23 protein-coding genes and 1 other RNA gene are annotated in these 22,247 nt (G+C 65.2%); 8 read left to right on the forward strand and 16 right to left on the reverse strand.

Features of this window, described 5'->3' with window-relative positions; translation table 11 throughout:
* Positions 1–13 precede the first annotated feature (13 nt).
* The 8 genes from ABS769_RS00125 to ABS769_RS00160 form a co-directional block, all read right to left on the reverse strand.
* A complete protein-coding gene (locus tag ABS769_RS00125) occupies positions 14–895 on the reverse strand; it encodes a SirB1 family protein (RefSeq protein ID WP_317059761.1) in 882 nt (293 codons plus the stop codon).
* A gap of 40 nt (positions 896–935) precedes the next feature.
* Positions 936–1,385: a DUF192 domain-containing protein gene (locus ABS769_RS00130; RefSeq protein WP_024938108.1), complete on the reverse strand. Its 450-nt coding sequence runs from the start codon at positions 1,383–1,385 to the stop codon at positions 936–938.
* A 163-nt stretch (positions 1,386–1,548) separates the two neighbouring features.
* A complete protein-coding gene (gene rpiA / locus ABS769_RS00135; protein ID WP_115040887.1) occupies positions 1,549–2,196 on the reverse strand; it encodes a ribose-5-phosphate isomerase RpiA in 648 nt (215 codons plus the stop codon).
* A gap of 101 nt (positions 2,197–2,297) precedes the next feature.
* Entirely contained in the window at positions 2,298–2,768 is a 471-nt protein-coding gene (locus tag ABS769_RS00140; protein ID WP_317059762.1) for an EVE domain-containing protein, read from the reverse strand.
* Positions 2,765–3,355: a 5-formyltetrahydrofolate cyclo-ligase gene (locus ABS769_RS00145; RefSeq protein WP_317059763.1), complete on the reverse strand. Its 591-nt coding sequence runs from the start codon at positions 3,353–3,355 to the stop codon at positions 2,765–2,767. The genes ABS769_RS00140 and ABS769_RS00145 overlap by 4 nt, the downstream gene beginning before the upstream one ends.
* Positions 3,356–3,436: 81 nt before the next feature.
* Positions 3,437–3,621: non-coding RNA, 6S RNA (ssrS, locus tag ABS769_RS00150), on the reverse strand.
* 96 nt (positions 3,622–3,717) lie between these two features.
* Complete coding sequence (locus ABS769_RS00155; protein WP_006451377.1) at positions 3,718–4,017, reverse strand: cell division protein ZapA; 300 nt, start codon at positions 4,015–4,017, stop codon at positions 3,718–3,720.
* Positions 4,014–4,235, reverse strand: a complete 222-nt coding sequence (locus ABS769_RS00160) for a TIGR02449 family protein (protein ID WP_011038363.1) — start codon at positions 4,233–4,235, stop codon at positions 4,014–4,016. The genes ABS769_RS00155 and ABS769_RS00160 overlap by 4 nt, the downstream gene beginning before the upstream one ends.
* Positions 4,236–4,472: 237 nt before the next feature.
* On the opposite strand from ABS769_RS00160, the gene ABS769_RS00165 reads away from it, so the two are divergent.
* Both ABS769_RS00165 and ABS769_RS00170 read left to right on the forward strand, forming a co-directional pair.
* The gene (locus tag ABS769_RS00165) at positions 4,473–5,015 is read left to right on the forward strand and encodes a YecA family protein (protein WP_317059764.1); all 543 of its coding nucleotides are present in this window, start codon (positions 4,473–4,475) and stop codon (positions 5,013–5,015) included.
* A 13-nt stretch (positions 5,016–5,028) separates the two neighbouring features.
* Entirely contained in the window at positions 5,029–6,348 is a 1,320-nt protein-coding gene (locus ABS769_RS00170; protein ID WP_317059765.1) for an aminopeptidase P N-terminal domain-containing protein, read from the forward strand.
* 78 nt (positions 6,349–6,426) lie between these two features.
* Here ABS769_RS00170 and ABS769_RS00175 read toward each other — a convergent pair whose 3' ends face one another.
* The 8 genes from ABS769_RS00175 to rph form a co-directional block, all read right to left on the reverse strand.
* The gene (locus tag ABS769_RS00175) at positions 6,427–7,500 is read right to left on the reverse strand and encodes a serine hydrolase domain-containing protein (RefSeq protein ID WP_317059766.1); all 1,074 of its coding nucleotides are present in this window, start codon (positions 7,498–7,500) and stop codon (positions 6,427–6,429) included.
* A 237-nt stretch (positions 7,501–7,737) separates the two neighbouring features.
* Positions 7,738–9,069, reverse strand: coding sequence for a Xaa-Pro dipeptidase (pepQ, locus tag ABS769_RS00180; RefSeq protein WP_317059767.1), 1,332 nt, complete (start codon positions 9,067–9,069; stop codon positions 7,738–7,740).
* A 69-nt stretch (positions 9,070–9,138) separates the two neighbouring features.
* The gene (locus tag ABS769_RS00185) at positions 9,139–9,486 is read right to left on the reverse strand and encodes a PilZ domain-containing protein (RefSeq protein WP_317059769.1); all 348 of its coding nucleotides are present in this window, start codon (positions 9,484–9,486) and stop codon (positions 9,139–9,141) included.
* Positions 9,483–11,915: a DUF1631 domain-containing protein gene (locus ABS769_RS00190; RefSeq protein WP_317059931.1), complete on the reverse strand. Its 2,433-nt coding sequence runs from the start codon at positions 11,913–11,915 to the stop codon at positions 9,483–9,485. Before ABS769_RS00190 ends, ABS769_RS00185 begins: the two co-directional genes overlap by 4 nt.
* A gap of 179 nt (positions 11,916–12,094) precedes the next feature.
* Entirely contained in the window at positions 12,095–13,252 is a 1,158-nt protein-coding gene (gene hemW, locus ABS769_RS00195) for a radical SAM family heme chaperone HemW (RefSeq protein ID WP_317059770.1), read from the reverse strand.
* Between the two features lie 16 nt (positions 13,253–13,268).
* A complete protein-coding gene (gene rdgB / locus ABS769_RS00200) occupies positions 13,269–13,868 on the reverse strand; it encodes an RdgB/HAM1 family non-canonical purine NTP pyrophosphatase (protein WP_317059771.1) in 600 nt (199 codons plus the stop codon).
* The gene (locus ABS769_RS00205) at positions 13,865–14,257 is read right to left on the reverse strand and encodes a VOC family protein (protein ID WP_317059772.1); all 393 of its coding nucleotides are present in this window, start codon (positions 14,255–14,257) and stop codon (positions 13,865–13,867) included. The genes rdgB and ABS769_RS00205 overlap by 4 nt, the downstream gene beginning before the upstream one ends.
* Entirely contained in the window at positions 14,254–14,979 is a 726-nt protein-coding gene (gene rph, locus ABS769_RS00210) for a ribonuclease PH (protein ID WP_005996762.1), read from the reverse strand. Before rph ends, ABS769_RS00205 begins: the two co-directional genes overlap by 4 nt.
* Positions 14,980–15,088: 109 nt before the next feature.
* Here rph and ABS769_RS00215 point away from each other — a divergent pair, with 109 nt between their 5' ends.
* The 6 genes from ABS769_RS00215 (at position 15,089) to recG (ending at position 22,240) form a co-directional block, all read left to right on the forward strand.
* Positions 15,089–15,949, forward strand: coding sequence for a YicC/YloC family endoribonuclease (locus ABS769_RS00215; protein ID WP_317059773.1), 861 nt, complete (start codon positions 15,089–15,091; stop codon positions 15,947–15,949).
* A 151-nt stretch (positions 15,950–16,100) separates the two neighbouring features.
* Positions 16,101–16,712 carry a guanylate kinase gene (gene gmk / locus ABS769_RS00220; protein WP_043888920.1) on the forward strand — a complete coding sequence of 204 codons (612 nt, stop codon included), beginning with the start codon at positions 16,101–16,103 and terminating at the stop codon, positions 16,710–16,712.
* Positions 16,713–17,004: 292 nt separating this feature from the next.
* The gene (rpoZ, locus tag ABS769_RS00225; protein WP_002812428.1) at positions 17,005–17,304 is read left to right on the forward strand and encodes a DNA-directed RNA polymerase subunit omega; all 300 of its coding nucleotides are present in this window, start codon (positions 17,005–17,007) and stop codon (positions 17,302–17,304) included.
* Positions 17,305–17,440: 136 nt separating this feature from the next.
* Positions 17,441–19,612 (forward strand): RelA/SpoT family protein, encoded by a 2,172-nt coding sequence (locus ABS769_RS00230; protein ID WP_006451365.1) that lies wholly within the window; start codon positions 17,441–17,443, stop codon positions 19,610–19,612.
* 72 nt (positions 19,613–19,684) lie between these two features.
* Complete coding sequence (locus tag ABS769_RS00235; RefSeq protein WP_006451364.1) at positions 19,685–20,065, forward strand: RidA family protein; 381 nt, start codon at positions 19,685–19,687, stop codon at positions 20,063–20,065.
* Between the two features lie 30 nt (positions 20,066–20,095).
* Positions 20,096–22,240: an ATP-dependent DNA helicase RecG gene (recG, locus tag ABS769_RS00240; protein ID WP_168958751.1), complete on the forward strand. Its 2,145-nt coding sequence runs from the start codon at positions 20,096–20,098 to the stop codon at positions 22,238–22,240.
* The last annotated feature ends 7 nt before the right edge of the window (positions 22,241–22,247 follow it).

The following is a 22,247-nucleotide window of genomic DNA, read 5'->3' on the forward strand; positions in this document are numbered from 1 at the left end:
TTGTTAGCAACAGTCAGTGCGCGCGCGCGCGCTGACTGTTCAGCTCGACCAGATGCTCATGCAAATTGGTCGCATCCTGCGCACTGGGGTTGAGCTGCAGATAGCGCGACAGATCGTGGCGTGCGCCGTTGCGGTGGCCCAGATGCAGATAGGCCATGCCGCGATCGCGTAGTGCCTCGGGCTGGTCCGGCACCAGCTTCAGGATGCGGTCGGCACTGCGCGCGGCGCGGTCCCAGTGCTCGGCATCGGCGTACACGCCGTGCAGATTGCGCAGGATGCGGATCAGGATCGCGCGGTGTGGCGCCGGGTCGAGAATCTGCGCCAGGGCGCGATCGTCGGGAACCTCGCCACCCAGATGCGGACGCGCGCGCTCGCGCAGCTCGTCCACGCCCAGCGGGCGGCCGCCATTGAACGGATCCATGACCAGCACGCCGTCGTCCACCGGCAGACGCACCAGGAAATGCCCGGGAAACGACACGCCCGCCAGCGGAATGCCCAGCCGGCGCGCGACTTCGATCTGCACCATCGCCAGCGAGATCGGGTTGCCCAGGCGGCGCTCGAAGACCTGGTTGAGGTAGCTGTTGCGCGGGTCGTAGTACTCGTCGTGATTGCCCGAGTAGCCCAACTCGTCGAACAGATAGCGATTCACCGCGGCCATCTTCAGCGGCCACAGATCGATCGCTTCTACTTCGCGGCGCAGATGCTCGACGTGGCTCTGCACCAGCGTGTCGTACAGCTCGGCATCCAACTGCGGATACTCGTCGCGCGCGATCAGCAGCGCGGTGGACATCAACGGCACCGCGTCGTCGTCCAGGCTGGCGAGCGCGGTCCAATGGGGAAGTGGGAGCATGTCAACCATGCTGCCAAGAGTGTCGGCAAGCGGCGCGTGGTTCAAGTCCGGTACTTCCTGACAGGAAGTACCTGTCGCGTGAGATTCACTTGAGCTTTGGGATATCCGGGCTCAGGGTCAGGCTGGCGCCGTCCTGCAGGTTGAGCCTGGCGGCCTGGCCGGCATTGAGTTCCAGCACGTAACGGGCCGGGCGCTTGCTGGGGTAGGGCGGGCAGGCGTCGCCGGCTGAACACGGCGGCACGTCGCGCTGTTGCGAGACCAGCCGACGCTCATTGTCGAAATACAGGATATCCAGCGCGATCTTGGTGTTCTTCATCCAGTACGCCAGCGGCTCCTGGCGGTCGTGGACGAACAGCATGCCGTGATCGTCCGCCATGGCATCGCGAAACATTAGGCCTTTGGCGCGGTCGGCATCGTTCTGCGCCAGCTCCACCTGGTAGCGCGTGCCGGCCAGTTCCACCCAGGTGCCGCCGCTGCTGGCGCAGCCGCTGAGCAGGATCAACAACGCAAGGGCGAGGAGGCAAAGACGGCGCATGCGGCATACCAGTGGGCGGGGATGCCGCACCATCTGCCAAGCGGCCGCGTGCGTCAAGCCGCTGTGGTGCGTCGTACCGTCATCGCAGGTGACAGGAGTCCGGCCCGCTGTCGCTTCGCAACGCGGGCCGCAACTGCGCGTGCGCGTGTTTGCACGCGATCGCTCAGATCACCCGCGGCGGTTCGCCACCGACGATCACCACATCGGCCGGGCGACGCGCGAACAGGCCCACGCAGACCACGCCAGGAATCTGGTTCAAACTACGCTCCAGCGCCACCGGGTCGGTGATCTGCAGGTTGTGCACGTCCAGCACCACATTGCCGTTGTCGGTGATCACGTTATCGCGCCACACCGGCTGGCCACCGGTGAGCGCCAGGATCTGGCGCGCGACCAGGCTGCGCGCCATCGGAATCACTTCCACCGGTAGCGGGAAGGTGCCCAGCACCGGCACCTGCTTGCTCGGGTCGATGATGCAGATGAAGCGCTCGCTGGCCTCGGCTATGATCTTCTCGCGCGTCAACGCCGCGCCGCCGCCCTTGATCAGGCAGCGGTTCGGGTCGCACTCGTCGGCGCCGTCCACATACAGCGACAGGTTGCCGGTGTGATTGAGATCCAGCACCTCGATACCGTGGCGCTTGAGCTGCGCGCTGCTCTGCTCGGAGCTGGACACCGCCCCCTTGATGCGATGGGCGATGCGGCCCAGTGCGTCGATGAAATAAGCCACCGTCGAACCGGTGCCCACGCCGACGATCATGCCGTCTTCCACGTAATCGATCGCTTTTTCGGCAGCCAGGCGTTTTGCTTCGGACATGGGTGAGAGCTCGGGATTGGGGAATCGGGATTGGGGAATCGCAAGAGCGGCTGGGCTGAGCCGGGATTTGCAAATCTCAAATCCCGAATCTCTACTCCCGGCTACTCCATCGCCAGCAACAATTTCCACTGCGCGGCGGTCACCGGCAGGATCGACAGGCGGTTACCGCGGGCGATCAGCGGGAAGCCTTCGCCCAGCGCATCGGCCTGCTGCTTGATTTCGTCTAGCGCAATCGTGCGTTTGAGTTTGCGCTCGAAGGCCACGTCCACCAGCATCCAGCGCGGATCTTCGCGGCTGGCCTTGGGGTCGTGGTAATCGGACTTGGGGTCGAACTGGGTGTCGTCCGGGTAGGCCGCGCTGGCGATCTTGGCGATGCCGACAATGCCCGGCACCTTGCAGTTGGAGTGGTAGAAAAACACCCCATCGCCCACATGCATGCCGTCGCGCATGAAGTTGCGCGCCTGGTAGTTGCGCACGCCGTTCCACGGCTCGGTGCCGACACGCTCCAGATCATCGATGGAAAACGTGTCCGGCTCGGACTTCATCAACCAGTAGCGCTTGCGGGCAGTCATACGGACACGGTGTCGTCTTTCAGGAAGGTGGCGCGTTCGGTGCAGATGGCATCCACCGCCACGTCCCAGGATTCGGCGGGCAAGGCGGGAACCTGTTGTGCAGCGAAGCCGACGCCGACCAACCAGGGCGGCGGCGCCTGGCGATGCCGGAACGCGAGGCTGCGATCATACCAGCCGCCTCCCATGCCTAGCCGCCGGCACTGCGCATCGAAGCCGGTCAGCGGCGTGATCACCAATGCCATTTCCTCGGGTGCAAGCAGCTCGGCGCGCTCCACGTCCGGCTCGGGGATGCCGTAGCGGTTGCTGACCAGGCCCTGGCCCGGCCGCCACGGCGCGAAGCGCAGCACGCGGCCGTCCAGCACCGGCAGGCAATAGCGCACGCCGGCCGGCAGGCTCAGTTGCCAGCGGTGCAATGCGATTTCGCCATCCATCGCCCAATACCCGGCCACCGCACCGGTCTGCGGCGCGAACGGCAGTGCCAGCAAGCGTTCGGCCAGCGCATCGGCGGCCGCAAATCGCTGCGTCGCCGGCAGGCTGCGGCGCTGCGCACGCAACTGCTGGCGCAATGCATCTCGGTCGTCGGTCATGGGTGTCTCATGGCGGAAGGGGTGACGCATTGTTTCAGACACACAAAAAGAAACGACGCCCGAAGGCGCCGTTTCAGATTTGCATTCTCCGCCATGAACGATGCGGGCGAAACGACCTTGAACCCGGGGTTCAAGTGGGGACGTTGTGAGGCCATCGGGCTTCCCGCTACAAGGCGGACTTGCACTCCCGGCTTCGTCGCGCCCCCGTGGTCGTAATTAAGGGACAAGGCGAATGTTTTGCACGCTGTCGTTTACAGCAGAGAACGCAGGTGAAGTATAGACCTCTGCTGCGCGATGGCTAGCCCATTCGTCGGCCGGCGCGATTGAAAATTCATATTTGCGACGACAGTGCGAATTGCACTTCAACGCGGTGTGTCGGCCACGCTGTCGAGACGACGATTCAAGTTGTCCAGCGTGTTCGCCAACTCACGCTCGTAGAGCGCTTGCTGTTCGCGCAGTTGCTGCAATTCGTGCGCCAGATTGAGCGCGGCCAGCACTGCAACGCGATCCACCGCCGCCATGCGATTGCTGCCACGGATCTCGCGCATGCGCAGATCCAGCAGACGTGCCGCAGCAGTGAGACTCTCGCGTTCGTCTGCGGTGACGCCAACCGTGTATTCACGATCCAGAATACGCACGCTGACCGGCTCGTTGTTGCTCACGTGTGTTGCTCCAGTGACTTTAAGCGCACGATCATCGCTTCCACGCGCGAGCGCGCCTGTTCGTTCTTGGTCAACAACTGCGCACGCTCGCCGATCAACTGCTCCTGCTGATGACGCAGGCTGCGGTTCTCGTCGGTCAACCGTTGGGTGCGCTCGACCAACGCCTCCACGCGGGCGGCAAGTGCGCGGAGTTGGGCGAGGGCGGCAGCGTTGTCCATGCGCTCACGATAGGGGCGCGTGCGCGCGGCGGTCAAGCGCGCGATCACGGCCCGCTCACCCGCCGTCAGGCCAATCCCGACAAGGGCTGTCGCTGACCTGAGCCGAGCCGGCGTCGTGCGCGTGGAACGCTGCATGGAACGCGGCAGTAGCAGCCGGGGCGGGGTGCCTTGATACACTGGGAAGTCTGATCGCCGGCCGGTGTGCCGGCTCCTTCTGTTCTTAGCCTGGATGACCTGATGGATCTGCCTGACGTAACCGCTGTGCAAAACGAGAGTCGCCAGTTGGCGCTGGCGTCTTCTGCGGCAGAGTTGCACGGCGGGCTGTGCGGGTGGCTCTCCGGTGGTGGCGCCGACAATGGCGACTGGCTGGGGCACGTGCTGGCCGACGTGGCGCAGGTACCGCCCAAGCAGGGCGGCGCCCTGGACCAGATGCGGCAGGCCACGGTGGCGCAGCTGGAAGATCGCGATTTCGCCTTCGAGCTCTTGTTGATCGACGACGGCGCACCGCTGGCGGCGCGTACCGATGCCTTGTTCGACTGGTGTCGTGCCTTCCTGGGCGGGTTCGGTCTGGCTGCAAAGCAGCGCCCGGCACTGACCGAAGAGGGCGAAGAAGCCCTGCAGGACCTGGCGCGGCTGGCGCAGGCCTCCAGCGACGATTTCGATGCCGCCGACGAAGACGACACCGCGCTGGCGGAGATCGAAGAGTTCGTGCGCGTGGCGGTGCTGTTGCTGCATGGCGACTGCGTGATGGGGCCGCGTTTCCGCCAACGTTTGAACTGACCGCGCGACCGACATGAAAAAGCTCACCGGGATCGGCGCGGCCGAATACGCGCGCCGGCGCAAGCAGTTGATGCAGATGGCCGGTGAGCAGGCGATTCTGATCCTGCCGGCCGCACCCGAGCGGGTGCGCAGCCACGACACCCATTACCCGTACCGGCAGGATTCGGACTTCTGGTATCTGAGCGGCTTTCCGGAGCCGGAAGCGGTGCTGGTGCTGGTGCCCGGCCGCAAGCATGGCGAGGCGATCCTGTTCTGCCGTGAGCGCAATGCCGAGCGTGAAGCCTGGGATGGCCCGCGCGAAGGTCAGGAAGGCGCGGTCGCGCATTACGGCATGGACGATGCGTATCCCATCGACGATGTCGACGAGATCCTGCCGGGGTTGCTGGAAGGCCGTAGCCGCGTCTACTACCACTTCGGGCGCGATGTCGATTTCGATCTCAAGTTGATCGGCTGGCTCAAGCGCGTGCGGGAGCAGGTGCGCCACGGCGCGCAGCCGCCGCACGAATTCCTTGAGCTCGGGCATCTGCTGCACGAGCAGCGGTTGTTCAAATCGCGCGATGAAATCGCGTTGATGCAGCAGGCCGCCGACATCAGCGTACGTGCGCATCGTGCCGCGATGCGGCTGGCGCGGCCGGGCTTGCATGAGTACGAATTTCAGGCCGAGGTCGAGCGCGAATTTCGCGCTGCCGATGCATGGCCGGCGTACGGCAGTATCGTCGGCACCGGCAGCAATGCCTGTGTGCTGCACTACCGCGCCAACAATGCGCGCAGCCGCGATGGCGAGCTGGTGCTGATCGATGCCGGCGCCGAATATCGCGGCTATGCAGCCGATATCACCCGCACCTTTCCGGTCAATGGCCGCTTCACGCCGGCACAGCGCGCGCTGCATGATCTGGTCGGCGCGTCGCAGGCTGCCGCACTCGCGCAAGCGCGCCCGGGCGTGGCGTACGAAGCAGGGCATCTGGCCGCAGTGGAAACCTTGACCGAAGGATTGCTGCGCCTGGGGCTGCTCAAGGGCACTCTGGAACGCAACATCGCCGATGGTCATTACAAGCGCTTTTATCGGCACAAGACCGGCCACTGGCTGGGCCTGGATGTGCACGACGTGGGCGACTACAGGCTGGCGGGCGACTCGCGCCTGCTCGAACCGGGCATGGTATTCACCATCGAACCGGGGCTGTACATCAGCGCCGACGACACCACGGTGGAGGCCAGGTGGCGCGGCATCGGCATCCGCACCGAAGACAACGTGCTGATCACCGCCGAAGGCCATCGCGTGTTGACCGATGCGCTGGCGCGCAGTGCCGACGAGATCGAAGCGGAGATGGCCTAGCGATAGCGTGATCTGAATCGGCGCCCGGCGTCGGCATTCTTGCGCAAGCAAACATGTGAACTACTGCCGATGCGGATGTCAGCGCAACGTTGGCAGCAACCGCGTCGCCACAATGCGGCGCAAGGCGCGTAACGGCAGGTTCGGGCCGATGTCGCCATTGCACAGAATGGCGCAGCTCATGCCAACGTCGATATACGTCTCCAGGCACGCGCTGAAACCGTTGATATAGCCGTAGTGCAGCACACTGCGCTGCGTGCCCGTAGCCGCCGGCAGCAATAGACCCATGCCGTACTGGACGTCTCCGTAGCTATCCTCTTCGCGCGAAAAACGTTGGGTTCCACTGAGGCGCCCGTCACGTAGGCGGCCGGGTTCGATCATCTGTCCTAGGAAATCGTTGCCGAACAATTGCTGTGCGAACAGTGCGTGATGCCACCGGCACAGATCGCTGGTGGTGGAGCGCATCGCGCCAGCGCCGCCGGTATCGGAGATTTCGATAAAGGCCGCGCGGCTGTAGGTGCCGGCCAGCCCATCGATTGGCGAATAGCCATCTACCCGACCTGGTACCAGCACTGTGGTGGTATCGAAGGCGGTGTGCTGCAAACCCAGTGGTTTGAACAGGTGTTCGCGTGCGGCATCCGCCAAGGCGAGCCCGGTGACCTGCTCGATGACCGCGCCCACCACGATATAGTTGGCATTGCTGTAGTGCCAGGCTGTGCCCGGATCGAAATCAAGCAAGCGGCCTTGCGCACTGATTTGGTGGGCCAGTGCGATCTGCGATTTCGCGCCCTCAGTGCCGGCTGGACAAGAAACGTCCTGTATATCGTCGTGAAGTCCGGCCGTGTGGTTGAGTAGCTCGCGCAGCGTGAAGGGCTTTGCTGCAGCGAAGAAATCCAGATAGCGCGAAACGGGAGCATCGAGTGCGAGTTGCGCTTGCGAGGCAAGTTTGAGCGTCAACGCTGCGGTGAATTGCTTGCTCAGCGAGCCGATGCGGAAAACGCTGTCTTCATCGACTGCACTGCTGGTTTCTAGATTGGCCTTGCCATAGTTTGCCGAGAGCAGTGTTGCGCCATTTATGGCAATGCGTAGCGCAATACCCGGGCATGCCCCGGCATCGATCGCTTGCTGCGCGGCCGCATCCAGAAGCGCACGCATATCCGGTGGGAGCGCAGTTTGCGCAAAGACGCGAGGTGCAACGCTGGCGGCCGCAATCAGCGTGCTGCCTGCCAGAAATCCACGTCTCGATAGGTGCATGCTGATCCCGTCTTGTCAGATCCGTTGTGTGCGGTGCGACCTGCGTGATGACGACTGCAGTCGCGCAGGTCCACAAGCGCACAGCGATGAGCCGATCGGTTTGGTCGTGGACGATACAGTCTGCCGTCTCTGCACGCATCAGGCGTCTAGGCTGGCAAATACCGGCCGGGTGAGATTTTCGGGAGCGCCATCAGTGCACACCACTTCGTCTTCGATGCGGATGCCGCCGTAGGATTTGAAGTGGTCGACGCGCTGCCAGTCGATGCTGGCGGCGTGGCCGTTCTTCTTCACTTCGTCCAGCAGCATGTCGATGAAGTACACGCCCGGCTCGATGGTGACCACCATGCCCGGTTCGAGCACGCGGGTCAGGCGTAGATACGGGTGACCGGCGGGGCGCTCGATGCGGCCGCCGCGGTCGCTGGCTGCGAAGCCGGCGACATCGTGCACCTGCAAGCCGATCAGATGGCCCAGCCCGTGCGGGAAGAACGCGGCGCTGACACCGGTGGCGAGCGCGGCTTCCGGCGACACGGTGAGAATGCCGAAGTCCTTGAGGATGCCCATCAACGCCAGATGCGCGTCCACATGCAGCTGCTTGTAATCCACGCCTGCGCGCACGTTCTGGCCCATGCGGATCTGTGCGGCATCGACCGCATCGATCAGTGCCTGGAATTCGCTGCCCGGGTCGGACGCATAGGTGCGGGTGATGTCGCTGGCGTAGCCGTAGGCCGAAGCGCCGGCATCGATCAAAAAGCTGCGCAGCGGTTGCGGCGGCTGCTGGCCGAGTTCGGTGTAGTGCAGCACTGCGCCGTGTTCGTTGAGCGCGATGATGTTGCCGTATGGCAGTTCATTGGCGTCCTGGCCCACGGCTGCGCAATACGCCATGTGGATGCCGAACTCGCTCTGGCCTGCACGGAATGCCGCTTCGGCGGCGCGATGGCCGCGCACTGCCAGCTGCTGGGCAATGCGCAGCAGTGCGAGTTCGTATGGGGTCTTGAAGGCGCGCTGGTAGTCCAGGTAATCGATCACCGGCTGCGGATTGTTCGGCACATAGGCGCCGAGCGCACTCTGTGCCTCGCCGAGAATCGCGCAGCGCTCGGGCTGCTTGGGCAGCAGCGCCAAGGCCGCGTCCGGGGTACGGATGATGTGGATGTCGCAGTGCTCCACCCACCAGCCGCTGGGGGCGTCGGGCACCACATGCCAGTAGTCGAACGGCTGGTAGAAAATCACCGTCGGGCGCTTGCCCGGGGTGTAGATCAGCCAGCTGTTGGGCACCCGCGTCAGCGGCACCCAGGCCTTGAATTGCGGGTTGACCGCGTATGGGTAATCGCGGTCGTCGAATACCTGGTAATGCAGGCTGCCGCTGGGCACGACCAGATGATCGAAGCCGCCGCGTTGCAGCGCCTGATCGGCGCGTGCGGTCAGCGTGCGCAGGTGGTCGGAATACAGGTGGCTCAAGGACGGCTGGGTCATGCGGGGCTCGATCGGCAATGCAAAGGCAATGCGCAATTTTGCCGCAATCCTGGCAGCGGCGCTGTGCCTTCAGTCGGCCATGTGTTCCTCTGCGATCCAGGCGCGCAGGCGTCGCCGATGCGGCTCCGACATGGTCAGAAAGCGAAAACCGGCCCAGGCCTGTCCGGGGGCATGCGCGGCTTCGGACCACAGCAGGTGCACGCCGACATCGATCTCGGTGGCGCGGCCCACGCGCTCGGGCAGGGTGAAGCGCAATTGATACAAGGCGTCGTCATGCAGCGGAACCGAAGCCAGCAGCAGCATGCCGGTTTCCGAGACATTACCGACCCGGCCGATCTGCGCCTCGCTGAGCATGTCGGTGACCGGCACCAGATCGGTTGGTTGACGGCGCGGTGCGCGACGGGTGTCCTGGATCATGGGGCGACCTCTGCAGCAGGCGACTGGCCGGCAAGGTGACGTAACGTGCGCACGGTGGCATGCCAGGCGCGGTCGATCAGACGCGATTTTTCTTCGATCAGCAGACGCGCCTGGCCGCCGGCCATCAGCCGCGCCAGGCCATCCAGCGATTGCTCGCCGATCTTTTGCCCACGCTGATTGACGAACAACGCGTTGTCGGTCATCGGGCTGTACCAGGACAGCCGTTGCCGACGCAGGTCGCCCTGCTGGTTGACCACGAATTCGAACCAGGTACCGAATGGCAGGCTGCGCAACTGCGTGTAGCACGCCTCTTCGGCCGACGAGCGCGGTGTGGCGATGTCCTTGCGCGGGGCGTTGTCACCCTGATCGCCCAGCCGCGTGCGCGCCCTGAGTTTGGCGGTGAGTTCGGTGCGCGAGGTCATCTCGTCCTCGCCACCGGGCGTGGACAGGCGCCGCGCGATCGCCGCCGCTTCGTCCTGGTGATAGCCGATCTGCAGCAGTGCGGTTTGGACATCGCCACCGAGCGCGGTGTCGGTGGGCTGACCCTTGCTCAGACAGGTGACCTCGGCGATACGCGCCGTCAGCGCCTGGCGCTCATCCCATTCGGGCGATTGCTCGCCTTGCCGCAGCAGCGTGAGCGTGAGTACGTCCGACCACGCCTGGCGCAGCAGCGATTGCACGAAACGCGGCGGCGCGCTCTGCTCGCACAGATCCTCGATGCGCTCGGCGGCCTGTTGTTTGGCCGATTCCAGCCGCTCCTTGCCGCGTGCGGCATCCACATGGCGCCGCTCGGCGACCTCGGCCTTGCGCGCCAGTGCGCGTAGATGCGTCTGGATCTCGTCGTTGGCCGCAGCGAAGACGCTTTCGTCGCCGTGATAGTCGTTGACGATCTTGTCGACCGCATTGCCCAGCTTGTGCAGCAACTGCGGGTCGACATCGTCCTCGCCCAGCCACACCGCACCGGATTCGGCCACGGTGTTGAGCAATTCGCGCACCGGGTGCTGATCGCGCACGAAAAAATGCGTGTCGGCCAGTGCCGCGCGCACGACCGGTACCTGCAACTTGGCAAGCAAGGTCTGCGCCGGGGTCTGCTCGCGCACTTCGCGTTGCATCTGCGCGTAGAGCAGGCCGAGCAGGTCGAAGGTGTCGGTGTCCTGCGGCGATAGCGCCGCGTCCGGGCCGTGCTGGGCGCGCAACAGTTCCAGCACCTGCCGCTGCACCGCATCGATGCCGGCCGCTGCAGTTGATTGCGCGGCTAACGCGCCTTGCAGGCTGGCCAGCGCGTCGCTGAGCGCGGCTTTGGGCACTGCCGTGGAAGCAAGCTGGGGAAATGCTCTTTCAGCTGTTGCCTGCGAGCCTGTTGCGAGCGCTGTGCCGCGATTGGCAGCGCCGTGATTCGATGCACTGTGAGGCGCAGATGGGCCTGCGTTGCCGGCCGCCTGCGATTGACGTGCCGACGACATCAGGCCGCCAAGTGCCTGCATTGCATCGCTTAATGCAGGAGTTGCCTGCTCACCGTATGTAGCCGCAGCCAGTGTCATCGGAAAATCTGACGGATCCAGCAAGGCGCTCTGCCACGGTGTCGGTGCGGACTGCCCGCTCCAGCCGGTCGCCGGTTGCCCGCCACGCGGCGGCATCGCGCGCGCGTTGGTGGGTGCAGCATCCTTCGATGCAGTGGCCGATGCAGGCAGCGCACGCCGCGTCTGCACCTGCGTGGGCTTGACCAGATACGGGTGATAGATCAGCCCCGGCAGGATGCCTTCCTGTGCGAGGACGCTGTTGACACGCTCGTACAGATCGTTCAAACGCTCGATCAGCTGACGCTCGAACACGCGGTACAGCGTGAGTTGCCCATCCAGGCTCAGCCCCAGCGTTTCGCCGCATTGGCGCAGCAGGCGGCACAGCGCATACGGACCGAGCGGGACTTCTTCGAGTTCGAATTCGGCAACCACGCCGATCACCGCCAACCGTTGCGCCAGCAATTGCAGCGCATCGGCACGGCGCGAGGTTTCGCGGCGTGCGATCTCGCTGAGCACGATGTCGCGGTCGATATCGGTGTCTTCCACCAGCGTGAGCATCTGCGGATGCGCCGGCGCATCGGCCGGCGGTGTCAGCGACGGGCGCTCGCGCAGGTTGGCCAGATCCTGCGCCAGTTGCTGCAGAAAGGCTTGCGGAAACCGATCGATATGATCGCGCAGGCCACGCGTCTGCGCGTAGGTTTCGGCCTGGATCTGGCTGTTGCGCGCATGTTCGGCCTGATGCAGCAACTCGCGTTCCAGCTCGACGATGGTCAGCCGCAGCGGCCCGCTGAGCGCCTGCACGCAGTGCGCATGCAGTGCCGCGAGCAGATGCCGGCCGCGCGCGGAAACCGGCGCATCGGCAATCGGGCCGCTGAGTGTGTGCTGCAGGGAAGAGGCGGGCGTGGACATCCGTGGAGGTGTGCTCGGTTCGAAGCGTGAGCTATGTAGCATGTTTTCCGCGTTGCCGCGCGACATTGGAGCGGCCAGGCGCAGCCGTTGCTCGGTGCGATGGACCACTCGAACACTCCAGACCTGCCGTGCCGGTCACGCGCGCACGACGGGCGCTCGCGAGGGTTTGCTGGCTAACGTCAGGTCAGGAATAACTCGACCACGTCGTTGGTGAAGCGGCGGCCCAGCTCGGTCGGTATCACGCGTCCGTCCTGCTCGGTCATCCAGCCCTGCGCGACCGCGCGCGCCAACGGCGCTGCGATCTCTGACGCCTCCAAACCGGTGGAGGCTTCGAAATCGCTCAGCCGGAAGCCTTCGTGCAGGCGCAATACATTGAGCATGTATTCGAATGGCAACCGCGCGCGCGGCACGACCTCATCGCCGCCGATCGACGCGGCAGTACCGGCGCTGGCCAGATAACTCTGCGGATGCTTGTGCTTCCACCGCCGCAGTACCTGCTGCTCGGCGCCGGAACTGATCTTGCCGTGCGCACCGGCGCCAATGCCCAGATAATCGCCAAAGCGCCAGTAATTGAGGTTGTGCGCGCATTGCCGCCCGGGCTTGGCGTAGGCGCTCACTTCGTACTGCGCGTAGCCGGCCTCGGCCAGCAGACGCTGGCAATGTTCCTGGATATCCCAGGCCGCGTCGTCATCGGGAATCCCCTTGGGCGGCCGCGCGAAGAACACCGTGTTCGGCTCCAGCGTGAGCTGGTAATGCGACATGTGCGTGGGCTGCAGCGCGAAGGCGCGCTCGAGATCGCGCTCGGCCTGCGCCAGGGTCTGCTCGGGCAGCGCGTACATCAGATCGATATTGAAATTGTCGTAACCGGCATCCTGCGCCAGCTTGATGGCGCGCTCTGCTTCGGCACTGTCGTGGATGCGACCGAGCCGCTGCAGCGCCACATCGTCGAAGGTCTGCACCCCGAAGCTCAGGCGGTTCACGCCAGCGGCGCGATAACCATCGAAGCGGCCATGCTCGGCGGTGCCTGGATTGGTTTCCAGGGTGATCTCCAGATTCGGTGCAAAGCGCAGCCGGGCGGCCGCCGCCTGCAGAAACCGGTCGATCGCCTGTGGCGGAAACAGGCTGGGCGTGCCACCGCCGAAGAACACCGAATGCACCACGCGGCCCCACACCAGCGGCAAATCGTTGTCCAGATCGCGGATCAACGCATCCACGTACTCCTCGAACGGCAGCACGCCCTTGGCCGCATGCGAGTTGAAATCGCAGTACGGGCATTTGCGCACGCACCAGGGCAGGTGCACGTACAGCGACAGCGGGGGCGGGATCAGGTCGGACACTGCATCAGGCCATCGTTCAAAGCGACAAGGCGTGCAGCTTGTGCTGCAACGTAGCCAGCGCCACCGCACGGTGACTCAGCCGATTCTTCAACGCAGTATCCATTTCCGCAGCGGTCAGGCCGTACACCGGGTCCAGAAACACCGGGTTGTAGCCGAAGCCGCCATCGCCGCGCGGTTCGGTGGTGATCACCCCTTCCCAGCGGCCTTCGGCGATCAGCGGTTGCGGATCTTCCGGATGACGCAGCAGCACGATCACCGCATAAAACCGCGCGCTGCGGCGCTCGGCCGGTACATCGCGCATGGCCTCGAGCAACTTGGCGTTGTTGGCCTGCGCATCGGTCGGGCTGCCGGCATAGCGCGCGCTGTACAAGCCGGGCGCGCCGCCGAGGGCATCGACGATCAGGCCGGAGTCGTCGGCCAGTGCCGGCAGGCCGGTGACCGCGCTGGCATGACGCGCCTTGATCAAGGCGTTCTCGACGAAGGTCAGGCCGGTTTCCGGCACGTCTTCGACACCCAGCTCGCCTTGCGCCACGATGCGCAGCGGCAGTTCTGCGAGCATGGCGCGCAGTTCTTCCAGCTTGCCGGCGTTGCCGCTGGCCAGGACCAGTTGTTTCATTGCTTGGGCTCCAGCAGATCCCACTTGGTGCCGTACAGGTCGCGGAATACAGCGACCGTGCCGTACGGTTCCTCGCGCGGGGTTTCCAGAAATTCCACGCCAAAGGCCTGCATGGCCGCGTGGTCGCGCCATAAGTCGTCGGTGTAGAGGAAATGATCCACCCGCCCACCGGTCTGGTCGCCGATGCGCGCCTGCTGCGCGGCATCGCCCGGCTGCGCGAGCAGTAGTGCGGCCTCCTGCGCGTCGCCCGGGCCGATCACCACCCAGCGCTTGCCACCGTCGAGCAGCCGGTCCTGCAGCACGTGGAAACCCAGCGCGCCGGTGTACCAGGCGATCGCCGCATCGTAGTCGGCGACCAGCAAGGTGGTCAGGGCGATGCGACGGCTCATCCGGCCAGTGCAGCGCGTTGCAGGGCGAACAATTCGCCCATGCCTTTTTCGGCCAGGGCGAGCAGCGCGTTGAGTTCGTCGCGGCGGAACGCGTGGCCTTCGGCGGTGCCCTGCAGCTCGATGAAACCGCCACCGTCATTCATCACCACATTCATGTCGGTGTCGCAGTCGCTGTCTTCGGGGTAATCCAGATCCAGCACCGGCTCGCCGCGATAGATGCCCACCGACACCGCGGCCACGGCACCGATCAGCGGATGCTTCTTGATGTCGCCGCGCTTGAGCAGCAGGTTCACCGCATCGGCCAGCGCCACGTAGGCGCCGGTGATCGCTGCGGTACGGGTGCCGCCGTCGGCCTGCAGCACGTCGCAGTCCAGGGTGATGGTGCGCTCGCCCAGTGCATTGCGATCCACACAGGCGCGCAATGCGCGGCCGATCAGGCGCTGGATTTCCAGCGTGCGCCCGCCTTGCTTGCCACGCGCGGCTTCGCGGTCGGAGCGGGTGTGGGTGGAGCGCGGCAGCATGCCGTATTCGGCGGTCACCCAGCCTTCGCCCTTGCCGCGGAGGAAACCCGGCACGCGGTTTTCCACGCTGGCGGTACACAGCACGCGCGTGTCGCCGAAGCTGACCAGCACCGAGCCTTCGGCGTGACGGGTGAAAGCGCGTTCGATGCGCACCGGGCGCAGCTGGTCGGCCGTGCGGCCGCTGGGACGGGAAAAGGTCATGCGATGAGTCCGGAAGTCGGGAGGTGGGTCTGGGTCAGCGCGTGGCGAGGCGGTCAGCCAGCGCGGGCGGCTAGGGTACCATTCGCGCTTTGAAGGCACGGGACTGACGATGATTCGAAGCATGACCGCGTTTGCTGGCGGCGAACGCATCACGCCCTGGGGCACGCTCGGTTGCGAGCTGCGCTCGGTCAACCACCGGTTTCTGGAAGTGGGCGTGCGTCTGCCCGAAGAACTGCGTGCGCTGGAGCCGATGCTGCGCGAACGCGTGGCCGCAAAAAACAGCCGCGGCAAGCTGGATCTGGCGCTGCGCTTGCGCGCGCCGGACAACGCGCAGACCCTGGCCGTCAACGAATCCCTGCTGCAGGAACTGGGCGCACTGGCCACGCGGCTCGACGGTGTGTTTCCCAAGTTACAGGTCGGCTTTACCGACCTGTTGCAGCTACCCGGCGTGCTGCAGGTGCAGGACGTGGACGCACCGGCGCTGCAGGCGCAGGCCCTGGCATTGCTCGATGAGGTGGTGGACAGTTTCGTCGCCGCCCGTGAGCGTGAAGGCGGCAAGCTGGCCGAGGCGATCAGCGAGCGGGTGGATGCGATCGAACGCATCGCCGCCGAAGTGCGCACGCTGATTCCGGCCATTCGCGAAGGCCAGCGCGCCAAGCTCGCCGCACGCCTGGCCGATCTGCCGCATCCGGTGGACCCGGGGCGCGCCGAGCAGGAACTGGTGCTGTGGCTGCAAAAGCTCGACGTGGACGAAGAACTCGACCGCCTGTCCAGCCATATTTCCGAGATCCGCCGCGTGCTCAAGCAGCGCGAACCGGTCGGCCGTCGATTGGACTTCCTGCTGCAGGAATTCAACCGCGAAGCCAATACGCTGGGCTCCAAGTCGGTGGACAGCCGCACCTCAAATGCCGCGGTGGATCTGAAGGTGCTGATCGACCAGATCCGCGAGCAGGTGCAGAACATCGAGTAGCCGGGATTTGGCATTGGGGATTCGTGATTGGTTGACGGCAACTGGCATGCGTCGGCGTGCTGCGGCCAATCCCGGTAGCATATCGACCCCGGTGGCACCGGCCCGCAACCCGTTTGCGAATCCCGACTCCCCAATCACGAATCCCCGACCTATGCGCGGCACCCTCTATATAGTTGCGGCCCCCTCCGGCGCCGGCAAGAGCAGTATCGTCAACGCCACCCTGGCGCGTGATCCCAAGATTGCCTTGTCGATCTCGTTCACCTCGCGCGCGCCGCGGCCCGGCGAGCGGCATGCCGAGCACTACCACTTCGTCTCCGCCGACGAGTTCCAGGGCATGATCGAAGCGGGCGACTTCTTCGAATATGCGCTGGTGCATGGCGATTGGAAGGGCACCGCGCGGCAGTCGGTGGAGCCGCAGCTGGCCGCCGGCCACGACGTGCTGCTGGAGATCGACTGGCAGGGCGCGCGCCAGGTGCGCCAGAAAGTCCCCGACGCGGTCAGTGTCTTCATCCTGCCGCCCTCGCGCCAGGCGCTGGACGAGCGCATGCGCAAGCGCGGGCAGGACAGCGAGGACGTGATGGCGCAGCGCCTGGCCGCCGCACGCGAAGAGATGCTGCACTTCGAAGAATTCGATTACGTCATCATCAACGAGACCTTCGAGACGGCGGTGTCGGAGATGTGCGCCATCTTCACCGCCAGCCGGCTGCGTCGGCAGGCGCAGCAGCAGCGGCATGCCGGCCTGATCCAGGCGCTACTTGACTGAGTTCCTGGTGTGGTATGTGGAGCGGCGATCCTCGGTGTCACGGCGCGATGACGCTGCAGCTGAACATCGGCACTCGGCCTGCGTGTCGCTGCGGCTTAGGGAAACGGCCGGGCCAGGCGTGCGGGGCTGTTCTGCGCACCAGGACGGCGCTGCGTCTTGATCGATTTGTTCCAAGTGGCTGATTCCAAAGCAAACTGAATGACAGCCGGTTGCCCGCCCAGCGGCCCCGGCGTACACTCCGCCCCCTTTCCCTCATTCGATGCGCGGCCGTTGCTGGTCGCCGGGAGCCCGCATGGCCCGCATTACCGTAGAAGATTGCCTGGAAGTCGTGAACAACCGTTTTGAGCTGGTCATGATGGCCTCCAAGCGCGCCCGTCAGCTCGCCAACGGCGTGCAGCCGCTGATCGAAAATGCCGACGCCAGCGACAAGCCCACCGTGATGGCACTGCGCGAAATCGCCGCACGCCGGATCGACAACGCGCTGATCGATGAAGTCGAGAAGGCCGAGCGCGAGCGCGCCGAGCGCGAAGCGCTGGAATGGGCCGCCGCCGAAGTGGTCGCCGACGAAGACATGTCCAAGAACGACGACTGATCGTCACCAGCCACCGCGGTGGCCGACGATGTCCGGACAGCCCGCCTTGTGCGGGCTGTTTGCGTTTGCGGGCCGCTTTCGCGCGCGTAGTGCGCAAACGTTTGCCGTGACTGCGCCGCTGGCATAGTCTTCCGCCATGAACCCAGGCCCCACTGCCCAGGCGACCGTCGTGACGTCCTCGTCTCCCGACCCGGCCATCCCCGATTACGTCCTGCACCTTGAACGCGCTGCCAGCTATCTTCCCAAGGAGCAGCTGCCGATCCTGCGCCGTGCCTGGGAAGTAGGGGCCACCGCGCATGCCGGCCAGACCCGCAAGTCGGGCGAGCCTTACATCACCCATCCGGTCGCCGTGGCCGGCGTACTCGCCGAGCTCGGCCTGGACATGGAATCGCTGATCGCCGCGATCCTGCACGACACCATCGAAGACACGCCGCTGACCCGCGAAGAGTTGGCATCGGAGTTCGGCGAAGCGGTGGCCGAGCTGGTCGATGGCGTCACCAAGCTGGACAAGCTCAAGTTCCGCGACCGCCAGGAAGCGGCGGCGGAAAGTTTCCGCAAGATGCTGTTGGCGATGTCGCGCGACTTGCGCGTGATCATGATCAAGCTGGCCGACCGCCTGCACAACATGCGCACGCTGGGCGCGCAGAGCAGCGAGGCGCGCAGCCGCATCGCGCGCGAAACGCTGGAAATCTATGCGCCCATCGCACAGCGCCTGGGCATGAGCCTGATCAAGTCCGAGTTGCAGAACCTGGGCTTTCGCGCGCTGTATCCGTGGCGTCACGCCATCATCGAAAAGCACATCCGCAGCCAGCCGGTGGTGCGGCGCGAATCGATGGCGCAGGTGGAAGTGCAGTTGTCGCAGCGGCTGGCCAAGGAAGGGCTTGAACATCGTCTGGTCAGTCGCATCAAGACGCCCTGGAGCATCTATTCCAAAATGCACGAAGAGAACAAATCCTTCGACCAGGTGATGGATGTGTTCGGCTTCCGACTGGTAGTGCGTTCGGTGGCCGATTGCTATCACGCACTCGGCGCGGTGCATGCCACATTCAAACCGCTGGACGGGCGCTTTCGCGATTTCATCGCGATCCCGAAGGCCAACGGCTACCAGTCGCTGCACACCGTGTTGTTCGGCCCGTACGGCTCGCCGATCGAAGTGCAGATCCGCACCGAAGAGATGGACCTGATCGCCGAACGCGGCGTGGCTGCGCACTGGACCTACAAGGTCGGCTCCACCTCGCCCAACAGCGCGCAGAGCCGCGCGCACGACTGGATCGTGGAGTTGATCGATTCGCAGCGCGCCGCCGGCTCGTCGCTGGAGTTTCTGGACAACGTCAAGGTCGACCTGTTTCCGGACGAGGTCTATCTGTTCACGCCCAAGGGCAAGATCCTGGCGTTGCCGCGCAATTCCACCGCGCTCGATTTTGCCTACGCGGTGCATACCGACGTGGGAAACCGCGCGGTCGCCTCGCGCGTGGACAAGAAGCTGGTGCCCTTGCGCACCAAGCTGGTCAGCGGGCAGGCGGTGGAAATCATCACCGCGCGCTCGGCCACGCCCAAGCCGCAGTGGCTGGAATTTGTGGTCAGCAGCAAGGCGCGCACCGCGATCCGCCACCAGCTCAAGCAACTCGAACACGAAGATGCCGTGCAGCTCGGTCACCGCATGCTCGACCGCGCGCTGGAAGCGATGGACAGCTCGCTGGAACGGCTGCCGAAGGGCCGCCTGGACGCCTTCCTCAGCGAACACCGCTATCCGCGCCTGGAAGCCTTGCTGGCCGACGTGGCGCTGGGCAACTGGATGCCCAACCAGGCCGCGCAGGCCTTGATGGCCTATGCCGAATTGCGCGGCGGCGGTCATTCCAAGCATTCGCACGAAAAGATCCTGATCGACGGCAGCGAGCGCGGCGTGATCAGCTTCGCCAACTGTTGTCAGCCGATTCCCGGCGACGAAATCATGGGCTACCACACCGCCGGCAAAGGCATCGTGGTGCACCGGCTGGATTGCACCAACCTGGCCGAACTGCGCAAATCGCCCGAACGCTGGGTGCCGATCGACTGGGATTCGGGCGTCACCGGCGATTACGACACCGCCTTGGTGGTCGAGGTGGAAAACCGCACCGGCGTGCTGGCCCAGCTTGCCGCGGCGATTGCGCAGAGCCAGTCCAACATCGAGCGTGTGGATTACCTGGACCGCGATTTCAATGCGGCGGTGCTGCGTTTCAACATCCAGGTCCGCGACCGCCGCCATCTGGCCGAAGTGATGCGCCGGCTGCGGCGCTTGCATGTGGTGCAAAGCGTCGGCCGTCAGTAAAAAGCGCGCAACAGTCGAGCAAATCCGCACAAACGCCTAAACTGCTGCACACACCTTTGCAGCGGAGTTTCCATGTCCCAGATCATCCATACCGACCAGGCGCCGGCCGCCATTGGCCCGTATTCGCAGGCCGTGCGTGCCGGCAACACGGTGTATTTCTCCGGGCAGATCCCGCTGGATCCGGCGACCGGCGAGATCGTGCCGGGCGACATCGGTGCGCAAGCGCGTCGCTGCTTTGACAACCTCAAGGCGGTGGCCGAAGCAGCCGGCGGCTCGCTCGACAAGATCGTGCGCCTAGGCCTGTACCTGACCGATCTCGGCCAGTTCGCCGCCGTCAACGCGGTGATGCAGGAGTATTTCCAGGCGCCGTTCCCCGCGCGTTCCACCATCGAAGTCTCCGGTCTGCCCAAGGGCGCCGGTTTCGAAGTCGATGCGGTGATGGTGCTCGAGTGATCCAGTTCGACTGATCCGATTCGATCTGCCGTGCCACGCGCGCTCACCGTCACGCCGAGCCTGGCCGTCGCAGGCCAGGCGTCGCTGTCCAGCCTGCCCGGGGTCGGCCCGAAAGTGGCCGAGAAGTTCGCTGCGCGTGGCATTTTTACCTTGCAGGATCTGTGGCTGCATCTGCCGCTGCGTTACGAAGACCGCACGCGGCTGACCACGATCGCGCAGTTGCAGGGCGGCGTGCCGGCCCAGATCGAAGGCCGCGTCGATGCGATGGAGCGCGGCTTCCGCTTCCGGCCGGTGCTGCGGGTAGCGGTGTCGGACGACTCGCACGGCACTTTGGTGCTGCGCTTTTTCCACTTCCGCGCGGCCCAGGTGGCGCAGTTCGCGCCGGGCACGCGGGTGCGGGTGTTCGGCACACCCAAGCCGGGGCAGAACGGTTGGGAAATCGTTCACCCCAGTTACCGTGTGCTGGCGGAGGGCGAAGACGCCGGGCTGGGCGATAGCCTGGATCCGGTCTATCCGGTATTGGAGGGCGTTGGGCCGGCCACGCTGCGCAAGCTCATCGGCCAGGCGCTGGAGCGGTTGCCGCCGGAGGCCGCGCTGGAATTGCTGCCCCCGCATTGGCTGCAGGACGAACAACTGCCCTCCTTGCGCGAGGCGCTGCTGACCATGCATCGCCCGCCTGTCAACACCGACCCGCAGCAACTGCTCGCGGGCGGCCATCCGGCCCAGCAACGCCTGGCGATCGAGGAACTGTTGGCGCATCAACTCAGCCTGCGCCGCCAACGCATCGCCTTGCAGCGCTTTCATGCGCCCAGGCTGCCTGGCAATGGCAACCTCGTGCAGCAACTGCGCGCGGCATTGCCGTTCCAGCTCACCGGCGCGCAGCAGCGCGTGTTCGAGCAGATTGCGCGCGATCTTGCCAAGCCATCGCCGATGCTACGGCTGGTGCAGGGCGATGTCGGCAGCGGTAAAACCGTGGTCGCCGCGTTGGCGGCGATGCTGGCGGTGGAGCAGGGCAAACAGGTGGCGCTGGCCGCGCCGACTGAATTGCTGGCCGAGCAGCACCTCACCAACCTGCGTGGCTGGCTGGAACCGCTGGGCGTGCGTATCGTCTGGCTGGCCGGCAAGGTCACCGGCAAGGCGCGTGCTGCGGCGATGGCCGAGGTGGCCTCCGGCCAGGCGCAGGTCGTTGTCGGCACGCATGCATTGATGCAGGAGGCGGTGGTCTTCCACGACCTCGCGCTGGCCATCATCGACGAGCAGCACCGCTTCGGTGTGCATCAGCGGCTTGCCCTGCGCGACAAGGGTGCGGCTGCCGGCAGCGTGCCGCATCAGTTGGTGATGACCGCTACGCCGATCCCGCGCACCTTGGCAATGTCGACCTACGCGGATCTGGATGTTTCCGCCATTGACGAACTGCCACCGGGGCGCACGCCGGTGCAGACGATTGTCTTGAGCGCAGAACGTCGCCCGGATCTGGTAGAGCGCATCCGCGCCGCCTGCGCCGAAGGGCGCCAGGCGTATTGGGTCTGCACCTTGATCGAAGAAAGCGAAGAGCCCGGCAAAGGCGCGCCGCCTGGCCCGCCAAAGATCGAAGCGCAGGCCGCAGAGGTCACCTTTGAAGCGCTATCGGCACAGTTGCCGGGCGTGCGCGTGGCGCTGGTGCACGGCCGCATGAAGCCGGCCGAAAAACAAAAAGCCATGCTGGATTTCAAGCAGGGCCACACCGATCTGCTGGTCGCCACCACCGTAATCGAAGTGGGCGTGGATGTGCCCAACGCCTCGCTGATGATCATCGAGAACGCCGAGCGCCTGGGTCTTGCCCAGTTGCATCAGCTGCGCGGACGGGTCGGCCGCGGCGCGGCTGCGTCCAGTTGCGTGCTGCTGTATCAGGCGCCGTTGTCGATGATGGCGCGGCAACGCCTGGAAACCATGCGCCAGACCAACGACGGCTTCGTGATCGCCGAAAAGGATCTGGAATTGCGTGGCCCTGGCGAATTGCTGGGCACCCGTCAGACCGGTCTGGCGAGTTTTCGCATTGCCGATCTGGCCCGCGATGCCGGGCTGCTGCCGCGCGTGCAGGTGCTTGCCGAACGCCTGCTGGCCGAAGCGCCGGAGATTGCCGATCGTGTGGTTGCGCGTTGGATCGGCAGTGCGGTGCGTTACGCAGCTGCGTGAGCGTGAA

Origin of the sequence: Xanthomonas hortorum (genome assembly GCF_040279205.1) — a bacterium.
Taxonomy (GTDB): Bacteria; Pseudomonadota; Gammaproteobacteria; order Xanthomonadales; family Xanthomonadaceae; genus Xanthomonas; species Xanthomonas hortorum_F.

Excerpts from the sequence above, each read along its gene's own strand:
- ABS769_RS00130 (WP_024938108.1), bottom strand. The coding sequence starts at position 1,385 with ATGCGCCGTCTTTGCCTCCTCGCCCTTGCGTTGTTGATCCTGCTCAGC.
- rpiA (WP_115040887.1), bottom strand. The coding sequence starts at position 2,196 with ATGTCCGAAGCAAAACGCCTGGCTGCCGAAAAAGCGATCGATTACGTG.
- ABS769_RS00140 (WP_317059762.1), bottom strand. The coding sequence starts at position 2,768 with ATGACTGCCCGCAAGCGCTACTGGTTGATGAAGTCCGAGCCGGACACG.
- ABS769_RS00145 (WP_317059763.1), bottom strand. The coding sequence starts at position 3,355 with ATGACCGACGACCGAGATGCATTGCGCCAGCAGTTGCGTGCGCAGCGC.
- ABS769_RS00160 (WP_011038363.1), bottom strand. The coding sequence starts at position 4,235 with ATGGACAACGCTGCCGCCCTCGCCCAACTCCGCGCACTTGCCGCCCGC.
- ABS769_RS00165 (WP_317059764.1), top strand. The coding sequence starts at position 4,473 with ATGGATCTGCCTGACGTAACCGCTGTGCAAAACGAGAGTCGCCAGTTG.
- ABS769_RS00170 (WP_317059765.1), top strand. The coding sequence starts at position 5,029 with ATGAAAAAGCTCACCGGGATCGGCGCGGCCGAATACGCGCGCCGGCGC.
- ABS769_RS00175 (WP_317059766.1), bottom strand. The coding sequence starts at position 7,500 with ATGCGTGCGCTTCTGGATGCGGCCGCGCAGCAAGCGATCGATGCCGGG.
- pepQ (WP_317059767.1), bottom strand. The coding sequence starts at position 9,069 with ATGACCCAGCCGTCCTTGAGCCACCTGTATTCCGACCACCTGCGCACG.
- ABS769_RS00185 (WP_317059769.1), bottom strand. The coding sequence starts at position 9,486 with ATGATCCAGGACACCCGTCGCGCACCGCGCCGTCAACCAACCGATCTG.
- ABS769_RS00190 (WP_317059931.1), bottom strand. The coding sequence starts at position 11,915 with ATGTCCACGCCCGCCTCTTCCCTGCAGCACACACTCAGCGGCCCGATT.
- rdgB (WP_317059771.1), bottom strand. The coding sequence starts at position 13,868 with ATGAAACAACTGGTCCTGGCCAGCGGCAACGCCGGCAAGCTGGAAGAA.
- ABS769_RS00205 (WP_317059772.1), bottom strand. The coding sequence starts at position 14,257 with ATGAGCCGTCGCATCGCCCTGACCACCTTGCTGGTCGCCGACTACGAT.
- rph (WP_005996762.1), bottom strand. The coding sequence starts at position 14,979 with ATGACCTTTTCCCGTCCCAGCGGCCGCACGGCCGACCAGCTGCGCCCG.
- ABS769_RS00215 (WP_317059773.1), top strand. The coding sequence starts at position 15,089 with ATGATTCGAAGCATGACCGCGTTTGCTGGCGGCGAACGCATCACGCCC.
- gmk (WP_043888920.1), top strand. The coding sequence starts at position 16,101 with ATGCGCGGCACCCTCTATATAGTTGCGGCCCCCTCCGGCGCCGGCAAG.
- rpoZ (WP_002812428.1), top strand. The coding sequence starts at position 17,005 with ATGGCCCGCATTACCGTAGAAGATTGCCTGGAAGTCGTGAACAACCGT.
- ABS769_RS00230 (WP_006451365.1), top strand. The coding sequence starts at position 17,441 with ATGAACCCAGGCCCCACTGCCCAGGCGACCGTCGTGACGTCCTCGTCT.
- ABS769_RS00235 (WP_006451364.1), top strand. The coding sequence starts at position 19,685 with ATGTCCCAGATCATCCATACCGACCAGGCGCCGGCCGCCATTGGCCCG.